This is a genomic window from Citrobacter sp. C6_1 (assembly GCF_014596835.2).
In the GTDB taxonomy this organism is placed as follows: domain Bacteria; phylum Pseudomonadota; class Gammaproteobacteria; order Enterobacterales; family Enterobacteriaceae; genus Citrobacter; species Citrobacter pasteurii.
The window spans coordinates 966323-982600 of sequence record NZ_CP115031.1 but is presented as its reverse complement, the minus strand read 5'-3'; the positions used below and the strand labels follow the sequence as shown (position 1 = coordinate 982600).

12 protein-coding genes and 2 pseudogenes are annotated in these 16278 nt (G+C 41.2%); 12 read left to right on the top strand and 2 right to left on the bottom strand.

What is annotated here, in order from left to right; translation table 11 throughout:
- Positions 1 to 18 precede the first annotated feature (18 nt).
- From IB196_RS04810 to IB196_RS04765, 10 genes and pseudogenes are all read left to right on the top strand, one after another.
- Positions 19 to 786: a winged helix-turn-helix domain-containing protein gene (locus tag IB196_RS04810; RefSeq protein ID WP_040232227.1), complete on the top strand. Its 768-nt coding sequence runs from the start codon at positions 19 to 21 to the stop codon at positions 784 to 786.
- Positions 783 to 1262: a hypothetical protein gene (locus tag IB196_RS04805; RefSeq protein ID WP_040232226.1), complete on the top strand. Its 480-nt coding sequence runs from the start codon at positions 783 to 785 to the stop codon at positions 1260 to 1262. Before IB196_RS04810 ends, IB196_RS04805 begins: the two co-directional genes overlap by 4 nt.
- Before the next feature lie 418 nt (positions 1263 to 1680).
- The gene (locus IB196_RS04800; RefSeq protein ID WP_040232224.1) at positions 1681 to 2766 is read left to right on the top strand and encodes an efflux RND transporter periplasmic adaptor subunit; all 1086 of its coding nucleotides are present in this window, start codon (positions 1681 to 1683) and stop codon (positions 2764 to 2766) included.
- A complete protein-coding gene (locus IB196_RS04795; protein WP_188232175.1) occupies positions 2766 to 5819 on the top strand; it encodes an efflux RND transporter permease subunit in 3054 nt (1017 codons plus the stop codon). Before IB196_RS04800 ends, IB196_RS04795 begins: the two co-directional genes overlap by 1 nt.
- Positions 5820 to 5860: 41 nt before the next feature.
- Positions 5861 to 6247, top strand: a pseudogene (locus IB196_RS04790) (AI-2E family transporter); the annotation flags it as partial.
- Positions 6248 to 6799: 552 nt separating this feature from the next.
- Positions 6800 to 7174: a hypothetical protein gene (locus IB196_RS04785; protein WP_123912595.1), complete on the top strand. Its 375-nt coding sequence runs from the start codon at positions 6800 to 6802 to the stop codon at positions 7172 to 7174.
- Positions 7175 to 7190: 16 nt separating this feature from the next.
- Positions 7191 to 8345 carry a hypothetical protein gene (locus IB196_RS04780; protein ID WP_004114812.1) on the top strand — a complete coding sequence of 385 codons (1155 nt, stop codon included), beginning with the start codon at positions 7191 to 7193 and terminating at the stop codon, positions 8343 to 8345.
- Positions 8338 to 10212: a ThiF family adenylyltransferase gene (locus IB196_RS04775; RefSeq protein WP_021241926.1), complete on the top strand. Its 1875-nt coding sequence runs from the start codon at positions 8338 to 8340 to the stop codon at positions 10210 to 10212. The genes IB196_RS04780 and IB196_RS04775 overlap by 8 nt, the downstream gene beginning before the upstream one ends.
- The gene (locus IB196_RS04770) at positions 10205 to 10687 is read left to right on the top strand and encodes a Mov34/MPN/PAD-1 family protein (RefSeq protein WP_031275127.1); all 483 of its coding nucleotides are present in this window, start codon (positions 10205 to 10207) and stop codon (positions 10685 to 10687) included. Before IB196_RS04775 ends, IB196_RS04770 begins: the two co-directional genes overlap by 8 nt.
- A gap of 898 nt (positions 10688 to 11585) precedes the next feature.
- Positions 11586 to 12020, top strand: coding sequence for a hypothetical protein (locus IB196_RS04765; protein ID WP_004114820.1), 435 nt, complete (start codon positions 11586 to 11588; stop codon positions 12018 to 12020).
- 30 nt (positions 12021 to 12050) lie between these two features.
- Here IB196_RS04765 and IB196_RS04760 read toward each other — a convergent pair whose 3' ends face one another.
- Positions 12051 to 12410: a hypothetical protein gene (locus IB196_RS04760; protein ID WP_004114822.1), complete on the bottom strand. Its 360-nt coding sequence runs from the start codon at positions 12408 to 12410 to the stop codon at positions 12051 to 12053.
- 673 nt (positions 12411 to 13083) lie between these two features.
- Positions 13084 to 13359: pseudogene (locus tag IB196_RS04755) on the bottom strand (integrase core domain-containing protein); the annotation flags it as partial.
- Positions 13360 to 13570: 211 nt separating this feature from the next.
- Between IB196_RS04755 and IB196_RS04750 the strand changes: the two are divergent.
- Both IB196_RS04750 and IB196_RS04745 read left to right on the top strand, forming a co-directional pair.
- A complete protein-coding gene (locus tag IB196_RS04750) occupies positions 13571 to 15118 on the top strand; it encodes a class I SAM-dependent DNA methyltransferase (protein WP_021241924.1) in 1548 nt (515 codons plus the stop codon).
- The gene (locus IB196_RS04745) at positions 15115 to 16239 is read left to right on the top strand and encodes a restriction endonuclease subunit S (RefSeq protein WP_021241923.1); all 1125 of its coding nucleotides are present in this window, start codon (positions 15115 to 15117) and stop codon (positions 16237 to 16239) included. Before IB196_RS04750 ends, IB196_RS04745 begins: the two co-directional genes overlap by 4 nt.
- Positions 16240 to 16278 lie beyond the last annotated feature (39 nt).

Genomic DNA, 16278 nt, shown 5'->3' with positions numbered 1-16278 from the left:
TATCTGGTAATTGCCAATATGATTTTTTTAATTGCGGAGAAAATAAAGTTTAATCCAGAGGATGGATCGCTAACCCATTGTGCCACACAGGAAACGGTAAAACTCACCCTAACGGCCAGTCGCTTGCTGGAAACCCTATTAGGGGCGTCTGAAGGGATACTATCACGTGAGAAATTATTAACTATGGTATGGGACGATTATGGCTTACAGGCGTCCAATAGCAGCCTTAATCAGTATATCAGCATCTTACGTCGCGCATTATCTGCATTCGGCTGCGAAGAACTGATAATTACTGTACCGAAGATGGGGTTCAGGCTAAATCCTGACATCACGCTTCAGTTAACCCAGACAGTGCCGTTCAGTATACCTGAACAGGTCAATTCTCAACGTGCCGGGAAACTGTTTTCTTTAAAAAATGCGTATCTCACGGTGATTATCGTTCTGACATTATTCATTTGCGGTGCGATCGTTTTTTTTAATACCGTCTCATCGGTCAGTACCAGCCACTACCCGTTGTATAAAGACAGTCTGGCGACCGGGTGCGAGGTGGTGTATATGAAAAATCTGAGTGAGCGAGATCGGGAGAAAGCCAGGCAGAATATTGCTGCCATTCTTAAGGACAATGCTGCCACCTGCGGCCCTGAACAAAAGGTGATATTTGACAGTAATGACTCCTTTACCGCGCGAAGCGCCGGGCGCACCCTTTTTTCGCTTTGCACAGCAGGAAAAAATAATCAAATTATCGCGTGTGACAACGTCTACTACCACAACTGGAAGCAATCATGAAAATTAAATGGATAGTGTGCATGGGTCTTGTCCTGATTGCTGTCTGCCTGGGTGTTTCATTTAACTATGCCCATGGTATCAGTAACTTCAAATGTACGAATCAGTCACGCTATCGTATAACAAGAAATTCAGTGGTATATGATTTCTATGTTAAGCAAACCATTCAATTATATGAAGATAATACGGGATTTATTTCATTTAATGGTAAGGTCGTGGGAGGCGCTGTAACACAAAGCGTGAGCCGTAAAATTCTTCTGCGGGATGGCCGTCAGAGAGATAACCATACTCTCCAATACCAGAATGACGGCGTTCGCAGATTACCAGCAGACCATGTTGAGGATGATATTTTTCAGATCTTACTGGCAGAAGTCGGCGGTGATGACGCAACCCTGATTTTTGAGCGTGAAAGAATTGATAACCACGCCTGGCTTATCGGTAATCCGGATGCCTGGGTTCTGACTTGTGTTGAATATTAAAACAATAAAAGCGTGACTACAGAGTTAAATAATTAAACCTGCAATGACATTAAGTCACCGCCCTTGTTTTAATATTAAATTATAGCAGTATTAAACAACATCCTGAATTTATCATACCGTGTACCAATGGCTACCCCTCATTACGGTTGCGGGTACACAGTGATATTGAATGCGGTGACTGAACTTTTACCAATAAGCATTTGAATTAACTCGTCCATGCCTCCGGAGTAAGGACCGTGTTGTATCTGTTTCTTCTTGCACGACAAGAATACGTGTAACTAGCGGAAAAATAAAGGAAGTTATATACCAACCAAACTGAGTCTGCATTGTGCCAGCCTCTGGCTGGCATTCTGTTTTCGTCCGCTCACATATATAACCCTACAAAATTAATTACATCATTATCGCTGAGGATATAAAATTGTTTCGTTATTTACCCCTGATTATCTTTGCCGCTTTTTTAATTACAGCGTGCGAGCAGAAAGAAATAGATTTACCCATTCAACCTCGCACAATTAAAGTTGTGGAGGTGGGAAAGTCTGAAAAGGCCCGTCAACGTATTCTCCCCGCAAGAATTGAGTACAGCGATTCCACTGCACTATCTTTTGAACGCTCCGGCCGTATTGAATGGCTTGATATCCGCCAGGGAACTCCAGTGGCGAAAGGACAAGTGATCGCCCGACTCTCTACCGATGAAGCTCGGCAACGGGTAAAAGAACGGCAGACTACAGCCGACCTTGCACAGCGACAGTTTGAACGCTTCCAGGCATTGTCTGCGCGCCATGCCGTCTCGCGTGATGAGATGGATGTACAACGTGCCAGAAGAGATGCTGCAAACGCGGCGCTACAGATCGCTCGCGAAGAACTGAACCAAATGATACTCACCGCCCCGTTCTCCGGTATCGCTGTCAGTGTAAATGCTCGAAACCATCAGGTTGTGGCAGCCGGACAGGCTATCGCCACTCTGGCTCGCAACGACATGCTCGATGTGGCATTCAGCGTGCCGGAAAACCTGTTTACCGCAATGGACATTCGCAATATGGCCTATCGACCACTGGTGCACATCACTGCACTGCCGGGACGCCAGTTTCAGGCTGATTACAAAGAGCACTCGGCTAGCAGCAACAATAACACGCTCACCTGGAAGATGATTTTAACCATGCCACGACCGTCTGACTTCCCTGCTGTTGCTGGGGTCAGTGGTACGGTCACCATCGATCTATCAAAACTGCCAGCCAGTACCTTGCGTGAAAAGCTGGTCGTGCCAGTTGAAGCTGTGTTTAACCCGGACAACAGCCCACTCAATCACCCCCACGTCTGGGTGGTAAAGGGCAGCGGCGAGCAGCTTACGCTGGAAGAACGCAGTGTAACCACTGGTGAACTCACCGAGGGCGGTATCGTAATAACACACGGTCTAACAAACGGTGAACGGGTGGTCGCTGCCGGGGTGAATGAAATACATGCTCAGCAGCAGGTTCGTATCTGGACACGTGAGGGGGGACTGTAATGGATATCTCCCGACAGTTTATTAATAATCCCGTCCGCGTCTGGCTGCTCATTCTGTTACTAGGTATCGGCGGTATTTTTGCACTACTTAACATCGGTCGTCTTGAAGATCCAGAGTTTGCTATTAAAAGCGCCGTGGTTGTTACCCTCTATCCTGGGGCATCCGCCGAGCAAGTGGAAGAAGAAGTAACGCAACCACTGGAGAAAGCCCTGCAGCAACTGCCCTATCTGGATAACATCAGCTCGATTTCATCCAACGGGATGTCGCAAATCACAGTGAACATCGCTTCGCACTACCACTCGGATAAATTACCCCAAATCTGGGACGAATTACGTCGTCGGGTAGGTGATGCAGGACGCGTCTTTCCGCCTGGTGTCATGCAGCCCTTCGTAAACGATGATTTTGGCGATGTTTTTGGCTTTTTCTTCTCAATTTCCGGTGACAATTTCAGCAATAAAGAGCTTGCACAATATGCCGAACAGCTGCGACGTGAGCTGGTACTGGTACCTGGCGTAGGCAAGGTCATGACCGGAGGAATCATAACGTCACAGATCAATGTAGAGGTGTCACTGATAAAAATGGCTGCGCGCGGCATCACGCCGGCTCAGCTATCCGCTGCGCTGAGTCGACTGAATATTGTGTCAAACGCAGGGGTGATAAAATCTGGTACAGAATCAATCCGTATACATTCCACCGGCGAATTCGAAAATCTTGATGAACTGGGCCATCTGCTTGTTAGCCCAGCGGGTGACAGCGCCAGCACACGCCTGAAAGATATAGCCACACTCACGCGCGGTCTCGCTGATTCACCCTCCAGCATTTATCACGCCAATGGTCAACCCGCCGTGATGATGGGGGTATCATTTATACCCGGTGTTAATGTGATTGACGTGGGACAAGCGCTGAAATCTAAGTTACTACAGATGTCTGAGGAAAAACCCGCCGGTCTGCAGATCGGTGTATTTTACGACCAGTCTGCTGAAGTGGCATCTTCAGTAAATGGCTTTCTTACTAATTTTCTAATGGCGCTGACGATAGTCATCGGAATTTTGGTGATATTCATGGGTCTGCGCAGCGGCATTATTATAGCCCTGTCATTAGCGCTCAATGTGCTGGGCACGTTGTTTATTATGTATCTGTGGGGACTTGAGCTTCAGCGCATCTCCCTGGGGGCGCTGATAATCGCGCTGAGTATGCTGGTAGATAATGCGATAGTGATTGTGGAGGGATTACTCATTTCGCGTCAGCAGGGCGCGTCAGGGGTAAAAGCGCTAAACTTTATTATTCGGCGATCCGCACTTCCACTGTTGGGAGCCACAATTATTGCTATCCTGGCATTTGCTCCTATTGGCCTGTCACAGGACTCAACGGGCGAATACTGTAAATCGCTGTTTCAGGTATTGTTAATTTCACTGATGCTGAGTTGGTTCACAGCCCTAACCATTACGCCGGCACTGGTTAAATGGTGGCTGTTTAAAACCGAATCCCCTCTTAAGCAGCCATCAGAATTCGCTCCCTATAGTGGCAGTTTTTACCGACTCTATGAGCACATCCTGAATACTCTGTTGGCACACAAAACAGCCACACTTTCAGTCATGGCAGTACTGCTGGCGTTAGCAATCTGGGGCTTTGGCTCGGTACGACAAAATTTCTTTCCTTCAGCCAGTACACCGATTTTTTTTGTGGATCTGTGGCTACCTTATGGTACAGACATCACCTCCACGGAAAAAATGGCTAGTGATATTGAAAAAATAATTAACGGTCGCCCAGGCGTGGTTTCCACGGTGTCAACGATAGGTCATGGCAGCATGCGGTTTATCCTGACTTACAACGGTCAGCGTCAGTACAGCAATTACGCACAAATCATGGTAAGAATGGACAATGAGCGCAATATTGGGGCACTGGCGAGCCAGTTGGATACCGTTATCGCGCAGGATTACCCGCAGGTCAATGCCAGTACCAATCGCGTGATGTTTGGCCCTTCGGGCAGTAGCAGTATTGAGGTACGCATCAGAGGGACAGCGCCCGATATCATGCGCCAGATTGCCAGCAAAGTAAGTACTATTCTGGCCGACAATCGCGATACCAGTAGTGTAAGTAACGACTGGCAAAACCGCAGTAAAGTCATTCGCCCGCAATATAATCCAGTGCTCGGTCAAGAGTTAGGTGTGGATAAAAAAGAAGTAGATGACGCGCTGGAAATGAATTTTTCCGGCAGTCGCATCGGACTATATCGCGAAGGCACGGATATGATGCCGATAGTGGTGCGTCCGCCCGAAAACGAGCGGCATGACATTAATCATCTTAATAATGTCCAGGTCTGGAGCCAAAATCAGCAACGCTATATTCCACTCAGTAACGTGGTCGATGGGTTCGTATTGCAATGGGAAAATCCACTGATTCTGCGTCGCGATCGCAGCAGGGTTATGACCGTCATGACCAACCCTGACCCACTGAGCAATGCCACTTCCGCCGATATTCTGGCGCGCGTTCGCCCACAGATTGAACAGATTCCGTTGCCGCACGGTTACAACATTACGTGGGGAGGAGATGCGGAAAGTTCAAGCGAGGCACAGCAAGGCCTGTTCTCTACCCTGCCGTTAGGTTATCTGGTGATGTTCACCATTACTGTGTTGATGTTTAGTTCGCTGAAAAATGCTTTCGCCATCTGGCTTACTGTGCCGCTGGCATTAATTGGCGTCACAACGGGTTTTTTACTTATCGACATTCCGTTTGGCTTTATGGCCCTGATAGGTTTGCTGAGTCTGAGTGGAATGTTGATCCGTAACGGGATTGTCCTGGTTGAGGAGATTGAGCATCAGAAACAGGTGAAGCCGCAACATGAAGCGATTATATCCGCCGCCACTTCACGTTTACGTCCTGTTCTGCTCACAACCTTCACCACTGTACTGGGTTTCGCGCCACTGCTGAGGGATGTCTTTTTTCAGAGTATGGCCGTGGTTGTTATGTTTGGTCTGGGTTTTGCGACGATCCTTACCTTAATGGTTCTGCCGGTCATCTATGACTGCCTGCACCGTGCGGAGACACCATGAAACATCACGGGGTAAATGTTAAAAATCGACAGACTGCTTGTCGGTTTGCTTTTTTCTGGGGCATGCTGATGTTTGTTTTCAATTATGTACCAGCGCTCGGCTCCTTACTTGCCGCGATTCCGCCGGTCCTTCAGACGCTGATCTTTTTCGATATACAGGCCGGCCTGTTGGTCGCCGGATTTTTCGTGATGCTAAACCTTTCTCTGAGTTCAGTGATGGAGCCACTTATACTCGGCAAACGGCTGAATTTACCACTGAAGCTTCAACTACTGGCATTCCTGATCTGGCAGGCACTACCTGGCATAACTGGAGCGATACTGGCCATACTCACCTTTTTACTGAAAAAAGTGTGGCGAGCATTACGTGAACTGGAATGGCGTATATCAGCAGACGAGAGAAGTCGTGGAAAGTTACCAATTTTAACCTGAACAAGTTTACCAGTCGGGGACTCGCGTAACGGTAGAAAAAAGAATTCATCCCGGTGGCACCACATGAGAGACGTAAACCACGATTTTCGCCTACGTCAGCTTCATCTTTGCCACCAGGCTTCATCATTTTTACCGCTTTAAACGAAAGTGGCTTTCCCTCTTGTTTTCCTGCCATAAAGACTCCGTTATCATGCACCTTATGCAGTCATGAATTCCTACTGTTAACTGTAGGATTTCATGATATTCGATGAGACAACGTGAAACCTAATGATAACCATAAAATTCACTAACTCATTAAAAATTAAGAAATATGGATATCACACTCCAATGAGTACAATAGAAAATCTAGACTCTCACACGCCGATGATGCAGCAGTACTTCTCTAGACAATCTAATGTCATGATCTAAAATGAATAAATATAAAAACCCTCTTCAAAAGTTACTTATAGGCTACATATGAAAAGGATAATCGGTTATCTCTTCACATTACTCTTACTTGTTGTGCTTGTGTATGCAGGATTAGTAAAGGGCGATGTATTCCCTGAATGGATCATGAGTAAGAAGCTCATGATTCGTTGTGGATTGATAGGTGTTCTTGGTGGAACTCTTTACTGCATTCGTGGAGTATATCTAAACAAATGTGTTAGGAATTGTTGGGATGACCGTTGGCATGTTTGGTATGTATTAAGACCTATCGTTAGTGGCATCTGCGGTGTAGTGGCTTATCTATTCCTTAAAGCTGGATTAATAGTGTTAGATGCATCACAAAATGGCAGTGGTGGTGACTACGGATATATGGCATTTGCCTTCTTTGCAGGGTTGAATGTCGATAAGTTCGTTGGCAAAATTGAAGATGTTGGTATGGCTATTTTTGGGATTGAAAAATCTCGCACAGCAAGATCGGGTGATAATTCCGATCAGAAATAATTAAAAAGGATATGATATGTCTGCAAAGATATGCTTCTTTCCCGTTGGGAATGGGGATATGACCCTCATCCAAACGGAAGATGATAAAAATATTTTAATAGATTGTCGCATCAGGGATGGTGAAGAACATCCTGATGTTCGCACCCAACTCAGAGAAAAGCTTCCTCGAAATAACGAAGGTCGTTTGTTTGTCCATCTTTTTATTTGGACTCACCCTGATTCAGATCATTGTGATGGGGTGGCTGACCACTTTCATTTAGGAAAACCAGAAGATTGGAGTGAGAAGAACGATAAAATTTTTATAAATGAGATTTGGTCAAGTCCAATTGTATTCAGGCGACACCATGCACAAAATCATCCGTTATGCGATGATGCAATAGCTTTGAATAAAGAAGTTAAGAGAAGAGTTAATCTTTATAAAGAAAAAAATTATTTGGATGGAGTTGGAAACCAAGTTCTGGTCTTAGGAAAAGACGAAGATGGGAAAACAGACGACATACCAGGTATCCTATTAGAATTAGACCAAACAACCCGCTGGATTAATCAAAGTTATTCTTCATATTTTGAAGCTCATTTATTGGGTCCTTCACCCAAGAAAGATCTTGATGAGTTGGAAGATAAATTAGGTAAAAATCATTCCAGCGTAATAATAAATTTTGAAATTAAAGGTGACAATAAAACTGCACACTTTTTAAGTGGTGGTGATGCAGAAGTCGTTTGTTGGGAAGGTGTTAGAGATCGTTTAACCAATAAATATTCTATGTCATGGTTAGATTATGACATTTTACAAGCACCACATCACTGTTCTTGGCATAGTCTATCTCATGATAGTTTAAGCAAAAAAGGAGATGATGCTAAAACTTCCGAGAAAGCTATGGAAGTTTTTAATAGAGCAAAAGAAAAAGCATTTATAATTTCAAGCTCTAAAACAATTGAAAATGACGAAAAAGATCCTCCAGCATACCGAGCCAAAGAAGAATATGAAAAAATAGTAGATGATGTGCAAGGTCAGTTTTTATGTGTGTCAGACCATAAAAAGAATGGAGAGAATATTCCGTTAGAGATTGAAATTTCCGATAACGGTATTAAGAAAATTGCTGCATCTGCATTAGGTATGGCCGAATCATCAAGTGCCGCTGTAAATAGACAAGGTGGTGGTGGTTATGCCTGATTGTCTTAATAAAAAGATAGATCAGTTGAGCACTATCCTTGCACCTTATGGTGCAAGGAAGCTTTCTACGAATGAATTATCAAAATTCAACGGTAAATATGTTTGTGCTTGGGAATTAGTAACTGATTTAGAATTTAGTAATGAACCTATTGTATTGCAACTAAGATACAAAACTCTTAGTCAATTTGACATCCCAGATGTGTTTATTTCCTCACCAAAAATTGATGTTTGCCAACTCCCACACTTGGAAAAAAATGGCAAGTTATGTGTTTGGCCTGACATTTATATCATCGATCATAATGATATGACCTATGCAGTCGATTTACTAAACGATGCTATACTAATGCTAAGAAAAGGAATAAATGGTGATTTAAATGAGGATTTTATTGATGAGTTCCAGAACTATTGGATTTATCAATGTAATAAAATAGATCGACTTATAAGCCAGTGTGATCTAACAAATAAAAACACAAGGTTGGTTTTCGGTTATCGGACCCGGAAATTTGGAGTAATATATTCTGACACACAAAAAGAATTAATTAACTGGTTGGAAAACCAAAAAATATTGCCATTAGAATCGGATGGAAGTAATTCAAAAGATAAACGAATAAGGCAACAGCAACTCTCTAAAGTAGTTTCAATTCCATTGATATTCTTCAATGAAGCCTGGTATCCGAGTCAATATCCCAAAACTGCAAGGGATTTTTTTGAACTCATAAATCAGCAACAGGAAGATCCAGAAAGCACTATTGAATTGATCTTAAGATCTTGTGCTAATATGTTCAATGTCAAGCCCATAATTCTAGTTTCATTCCCAACGCCTTCTGGGATGAATATTATAGGAATACAGATTCCTAAGGGAGTTAGTGATCTTGCCACTGACCGCTTTGATACCAGAGGTATTAGTCGGGGTCGATTCAGAAATACAGCTTTATTAGATGGTTATAGAAATTACATTGATGGAAAGATTTTAAAAAATAGAATAGGCCAAACTAAAACAGAAAATCTTATAGTAGACCGTTCTGACGATTCTTGGTTAACGGGTCGTGAGCATAACAAAACTTACAAGAAAATCTCTGAACATAAAGTAGCTATCGTCGGATGTGGTTCAGTAGGATCTTCGGTATCAAGACTGTTACTTCAATCAGGCATTAGAAAAATGATGCTTTGGGATGATGATTTAATGAAGAGTGAAAACTCCTCTCGTCATCTATTAGGATTTGATTCTGTTTATAAAAATAAAGCATTAGCTCTTGCCTCAAGGCTACGGGAAGAGTTTCCAAATGTCTATATAGAAGCTTTTAATGAAGATTGGACAGAAGATTCCAAGTATAACAAAAAAATTGCAGAAGCCGATATTATAGTAAGCTGCACTGCACATTGGAATACTGAACAGCAGTTAATTAAAAGACAGTCGGAAGACATTCTCGGTGCTATTGTCTTTGCATTTGTTGAAGCTCATGCAATGGCGGGGCATGTAATAGTCAACCAAGTGGATTCTAATGCTTTTAATAGCTGGCATATTACAGAAGGCAAAAATATAGGTGCATTAAAATATCCTGCTACTTACTGGAAAGAAAATACTCGTAAAAGAATAGCAGCATGTGCCGGAGAGTTCCAACCATACGGAGCTATCCCTTTGACTAATTTACATGCTCTAACGGCAAGAACTGTAATAGATCTAATCATGGATCGTTTTTCAAATAAATCTTTTGCATATAGTTACATAGGAAGAGAAGCAGAGCTTTTAGAACTTGGTGGTAACTGGAATGATAAATGGATTGCACAATTCGGAAACCCAGGAAAGGGTGATTGTATTATACCTTTGATTTTTGAAAATTCTAATTGGGAAAAAAGTGATGCATAAATTTCATTGTGCCGAATTAGATTTCAAAATATGCATCAGCCAAAGCATAGTAGATGAATTATTTTCTCATCGTCAAACCCACTGTTTTAGTAAAGAATCAGGAGGTATGCTATTTTCCAATAATCTCAATGATTCTGAGATTGAAATCAATAAAATAACTACACCAGGCTCTACTGACTTGAGGAAAAGAAATTATTTCAAGTTAGATGAGAAAAAAGCCAAAGAAGATATCATATCGTTATTCAAGCAGGGTTTCCACTACTTAGGTGATTGGCATACACATAACGAAGGAATGGCAAGCCCATCAGGAACAGATATCCGCAGTATCCAAGACTTATTTATCAAATCAGGTCATACAAGACCTTTTTTTCTCATGCTAATAATCCCAAACAAAGAAAATATTTCACACTGTTATTTATCAGCAGCAGATGGGAAGATGTTATATAAATTCACATATCAAAAACCAAACAAATAAAAAGGTTGTAATTATATGAATAGCACAAGTAAATCATATCCACGGTGGTTAATCATATTAATACTGTTATTTATTTTTGCTGGCTTCGTTGTTCTTGGGGTAATAATTAATCATAAGTATCACTCTAATGAAAGCTTATCTAAATATATACTCTTAATTCCCCCTGCAATTTTGTCATTAGGTTTTTCTGTATTTTATAAAAGATACGAAGTACAAGCTGAGTGGCTATTTTCATTTGCGACAGCTTCGGCTGCGATAAGTTTATGCGTTGATTCTTTACCTGGTGTCCAAAATGACCTTTTTCCTATATTCCTTCAAAGCGGGTTAGGCTATGCACTTCTCGTAATAATTGCAGCATTGTCGTTCGCAAAAATAATTTCGGCTTTCGTCAGTAGATTCATAAACTAATCATATTTCAATTCTTAAAAGTGTAGTTAATATTTTCAGTTGCTACACTTATTTACAGGAAAGAAAACAAAAGGGAATACAATAATATAATATATAGGTAGTAAAATTATAAATGTTTCACCAAGACTATTGCTGTTAGCTAATAGTTCATTAACGAAAAAAGTGTATATGAATGATAACAGGAACATAAAAGCCAACAGATATAGTATTTTTTTATTATTAATCATAATCAGGCCTCATCTATTTTAACAATAATCCATTGATACAACATTATATGAGTATGTCAATAGCATCTATATAGATGCAAGGTATGACTAAACGAAGCGGAGCTTCGTTTAGTCTCCTTGTTTTTCGCCCTTCGGTTGAAAAAGAAAGAAAGTCAAAGTCTTATCTAACTAATTGACATAAATTGCATTTCTATTATAACTGTATTATGGGTGTGCAAGGATTGCTCACCATAAAGCGAATACACATATGAAAAGGAGTTTCTATGAGTAATACAATAACCTTATCCTATACAAATGATTTTAAACCAGTCAATAATCATATCCCCCCTGCTCAATCTTTGCGAATACATTGTGTCAGTGTTCGATTTAATAAAGAAGAATTGGCTATTCTCAATAAAAACAGAGGTGACAAAAGCAAAGGCGAATGGCTTCGTTTAACTTCTCTTGATAGGCTTCCTCCTGTCGTTCCTGCTATCAATGTTGAAGCTTGGAAATCACAGTCTAACATATCCCAAAAGCTGAACCGCCTTATAAGCCATCTTGATGCAAAAAGTAGCAATAGTGAGTTAGCTAAAACAGAGATCTTCGCAGTCAAGAAACAGATCAAAGAGCTTCGCTCGTGCCAGACAGCCTCTATGAGTAGGTATTCCTATGAAGTGAATGCAACAGCCCCTCATCCCTCTAAAAAATGGTCATGAGAGCATGATTGTCAGGATTGCAATTAGCCATCAAATTCTTTTTATTTTTTTAGCTTTATCTGAATTTTCTAATATGATTGAAGAAATTATTTTTTCTTCTTTTTTTGCAATTAGAGATTGGATATTAATAGTACCATAATCTAAATTATCTCCCCACCAGTACATGAATTCTTTTATTACGGGAGTCATATTGTCTATAACCTCTTGAGATCCTTCGTTATAAATAAAAGATAGTATTTTTAAATTTTCAACATCAATCTCTTGCACAATTATCCGAAACATATCATCAGTTGGATATAAATTCGTTTCATTTAATGATATATTTAATTTTTCAAGCATCTCATTCATAAGCAAGTCTACTTCATTGAAGGCCGTATTATATTCAGTCATTATTTAACCTCTTGTTTTAAATTTATACAACATTACAATTAATCACTTTAAGAAAGAATGTCAAGCATTTTTGTGAAATAACTAATATTTATTATAAAAAGAATTGCTTGAGTGAATAATTTTTTAATTATAAGCACCATACAGTGTCATCTATTCAACCGAAGCGGAAATTTATAGCATCTTCTGTGCTGCAAGAGAAGCTTTAAAATAAATGCAAGTTAAGCTGTATATCTTTATATAAAATATCAGGCACTGCGATTTTTTATTATTATAGCGAAATGAAGCAAGGGCTAACTCTGCGAAGCCGCTGCGCTTGCTTCTTCGAGTTCCCCTTGCTTTTCTGCCCTTCGGTTAGAAAAGAAACCAAACCGCTACCAACCTTGAATATCTATATCCTTGAATAGCCCCTCCCCCCTTAACTATCATTATCAAAAATAAAAAAATAATTTTACAAACAACCCCATACACATCATTTTAATTACAACCTTATTAAATTAAAAATTCAACCTTAGATGGAATTTAATGTGCAAGGAATGTCTTGCTGTAACGGAGAATTTTAAATATTGAAAATTATAGTTATGGTTTGTCATAGCCTGTGCATATATTCACCTCATGTATGTGCACTAAGAAATCTTTTTGAATACTGGAGTTACCCCTGCTAAAACGGACACGGCTAATTAACTGCTAATATGGCATCACAATATTCGCGTGGCGATTTCATGTTCCCCCCCCCTTGTGTGGACGCAGATTATTATAGCCCTCTATCCATTCTGCCATTTTTTCCATCACTGAGACTGCATACAGCCAGCAGATCATTTACGTACACGTAACCCCTCTTGAACGTCTTCACAAACGATTCTGCCATGCCGTTACTTTCTGGACTGTGTACTGGTGTAGTACACACGATGAACCCCAGTAAACTGGCGAATGTACGCGTGGCATCGGCTGTGCAGCAATTATGCCAATGACAGTGGCTCCATTGACGGCAATGAGCTGACATCTACAATCCCGCTACAAAGCACTTACTCCATGAGTCATTGCACTTGCTGAGCTAAACAAACACACTAAAACAGATAAAAAATTAATCGCTTTATAAGCTCGTAACAACCGGAACTTTAAGGCAAAATAGGGCGATTTTCCTTATTCATGAAGTTACGCTAATGGCTAGAAAACCTAAAGAAATCAAAACAGACCCGTTAGAGGTCATCCTGTGGAAAGCGGCTGATAAGCTACGTAAAAACATTGATGCCGCAGAGTACAAGCACGTGGTACTGGGCTTGATTTTTCTTAAATACATTTCAGATTCTTTTGAATCACATTACGAACAGCTAAAAGCCGGAGAAGGTGAATTTGCAGGAGCCGATCCGGAAGACAAAGACGAATATACCGCCTATAACGTGTTCTATGTTCCTGAACTGGCGCGATGGAGTTACCTGATATCTAAGGCCAAGCTACCGGAAATCGGTAAGCTGGTTGATGATGCGATGGAGTTTATCGAAGCGGGTAACCCACAGCTAAAAGGAGTCTTGCCGAAAGTCTATGCTCGCCAGAATCTTGATGCCACAGTGCTGGGGGAACTGATAGATTTGATTGGCAACATTGCTTTGGGAGATGCCAAAGCGCGTTCTGCTGACGTTTTAGGCCACGTATTCGAATACTTTCTTGGTGAATTTGCACTGGCAGAAGGCAAACAAGGCGGTCAGTTCTATACGCCTAAATCTATTGTAAGCCTGCTGGTCAACATGCTGGAACCCTACAAAGGCCGTGTGTTTGACCCCTGTTGCGGTTCTGGTGGTATGTTTGTTCAGTCAGAGAAATTCGTTGAAGCTCATCAGGGTAATATCGACGATATTTCGATTTACGGTCAGGAATCCAACCAGACGACCTGGCGACTGGCAAAAATGAACCTTGCTATTCGTGGTATCAACTCAGAACACGTCCGCTGGAACAGTGAAGGCTCATTCCTGAACGATGCCCATAAAGATTTAAAATCTGATTTTATCATTGCTAACCCACCGTTTAACGTTTCCGACTGGTCAGGTGAACAACTTCGGAGTGATGCCCGTTGGCAATACGGTATCCCTCCTGCTGGCAACGCTAACTTTGCCTGGATGCAACATTTTCTGTATCACCTGTCGCCAAAAGGTCAGGCTGGGGTTGTGCTGGCAAAAGGGGCTTTGACTTCGAAAAGTTCTGGTGAAGGTGATATCCGTGCGGCGCTGGTTAAAGATGCAAATGTTATTGACTGTATCGTTAACTTACCCGCAAAACTGTTCCTGAATACCCAGATCCCTGCCGCATTATGGTTTATGCGCCGTGATCGTGAAAACAGCAGCCAGTATCGTGATCGCAGTAAAGAAATTCTGTTTATTGATGCCCGTAATCTTGGTCATTTGATTAATCGTCGTACCAAAGTGCTTTCTGACGACGATATCAAGACCATTGCTGATACCTACCATAACTGGCGTAATAAAGGTGGTGACTATGAGGACGTTGCTGGTTTCTGTGCTTCCGTAGACATTGATGAAGTGGCTAAACTCGATTATGTGCTGACACCGGGTCGTTATGTCGGTCTCGCTGATGAAGAAGACGATTTCGACTTTAAAGAACGGTTTACTGCTCTTAAAGCGGAGTTTGAAGCACAACTGGAAGAAGAAGCGCGCCTGAATAAAACTATCGCTGATAATCTGGCGAAGGTGATGTTATGAGTGAGTGGTCAAACGTAAATCTAGCGTCATTGTTGTCGTTTGGTAATGGCAAATCCCGGCCATTAGATTCTGGAAATATTCCAGTATATGGCGGCAACGGTATTATGAGCTATGTATCTCACTTTAACTATGATCATGAAACAATCATAATTGGTCGTGTAGGGGCCTATTGCGGTGCTACTTATTATGAAAATAAGCCCATTTGGATTTCTGACAATGCTCTGTCAGCCAAAGCGGTTGGTGAACATAATACAAAATATTTATATTATCTATTAAAAAACTTAGATTTAAATCAATTTGCAGAAGGTTCAAGTCATCCTCTGCTAACACAAAAGCTGTTAAATTCAATTGAAACAAAAACAGCATTAAATCCTAATGAACAAAAATCTATTGCCTCTGTGCTGTCCTCTCTTGATGACAAAATAGATCTGCTTCATCGCCAGAATAAAACTCTGGAATCTATGGCTGAAACCCTGTTCAGGCAGTGGTTTATTGAAGAAGCACAAGATGAATGGCCTGAAAAAAGCCTCAATCAATATGTTGAGCTAAATAAATCATCAATAAGTAAAAAGTATGATTTCAAAGAGATTCAATACTTGGATACAGGTTCTCTAACCAAAGGGAAAATATCTGAACTTCAAACCATGCTGTTATCAGAGGCACCAAGTCGAGCTAAAAGATTAGTCAATGAGTTTGACATAATAATATCAACAGTACGCCCAGATCAGTGTCATTATGGTATTTGCATTGATCCACCGTCAAATCTCGTTGTTTCAACAGGTTTTTGCGTCATTTCTGGCAAATCAATTAGCCCATTTTTTATTTACTATCTTTTAACTTCTGAGGATATGACCGAATATCTGCACTCAATAGCAGAAGGTTCTACGTCAACCTATCCTTCTTTAAAACCAGAAGACATTGGCAATGTTTTATTCCTCTATCCAGGTGAGGAAAAATTAAAAAACTTTCATAAACTTGTTGGCTCTTACTGGAACAAGATTCATAACAACTACAAAAAAATACAGACCCTAGAAACCCTCCGAGATACTCTCTTACCGAAGCTGATGAGCGGTGAAGTACGGGTTCAGTATGCAGAACAAGCAATCGCGTCAGTAGCATAAAATAATTAAGCGGATACACAGCCCGTTCTCTGGGTAAGC

What these genes read in the sequence shown, in the direction of transcription:
- IB196_RS04810 (WP_040232227.1), top strand. Translation starts at nt 19, where the DNA reads ATGATTTTTTTAATTGCGGAGAAAATAAAGTTTAATCCAGAGGATGGA.
- IB196_RS04805 (WP_040232226.1), top strand. Translation starts at nt 783, where the DNA reads ATGAAAATTAAATGGATAGTGTGCATGGGTCTTGTCCTGATTGCTGTC.
- IB196_RS04795 (WP_188232175.1), top strand. Translation starts at nt 2,766, where the DNA reads ATGGATATCTCCCGACAGTTTATTAATAATCCCGTCCGCGTCTGGCTG.
- IB196_RS04785 (WP_123912595.1), top strand. Translation starts at nt 6,800, where the DNA reads ATGAGTAAGAAGCTCATGATTCGTTGTGGATTGATAGGTGTTCTTGGT.
- IB196_RS04780 (WP_004114812.1), top strand. Translation starts at nt 7,191, where the DNA reads ATGTCTGCAAAGATATGCTTCTTTCCCGTTGGGAATGGGGATATGACC.
- IB196_RS04775 (WP_021241926.1), top strand. Translation starts at nt 8,338, where the DNA reads ATGCCTGATTGTCTTAATAAAAAGATAGATCAGTTGAGCACTATCCTT.
- IB196_RS04770 (WP_031275127.1), top strand. Translation starts at nt 10,205, where the DNA reads ATGCATAAATTTCATTGTGCCGAATTAGATTTCAAAATATGCATCAGC.
- IB196_RS04765 (WP_004114820.1), top strand. Translation starts at nt 11,586, where the DNA reads ATGAGTAATACAATAACCTTATCCTATACAAATGATTTTAAACCAGTC.
- IB196_RS04760 (WP_004114822.1), bottom strand. Translation starts at nt 12,410, where the DNA reads ATGACTGAATATAATACGGCCTTCAATGAAGTAGACTTGCTTATGAAT.
- IB196_RS04750 (WP_021241924.1), top strand. Translation starts at nt 13,571, where the DNA reads ATGGCTAGAAAACCTAAAGAAATCAAAACAGACCCGTTAGAGGTCATC.
- IB196_RS04745 (WP_021241923.1), top strand. Translation starts at nt 15,115, where the DNA reads ATGAGTGAGTGGTCAAACGTAAATCTAGCGTCATTGTTGTCGTTTGGT.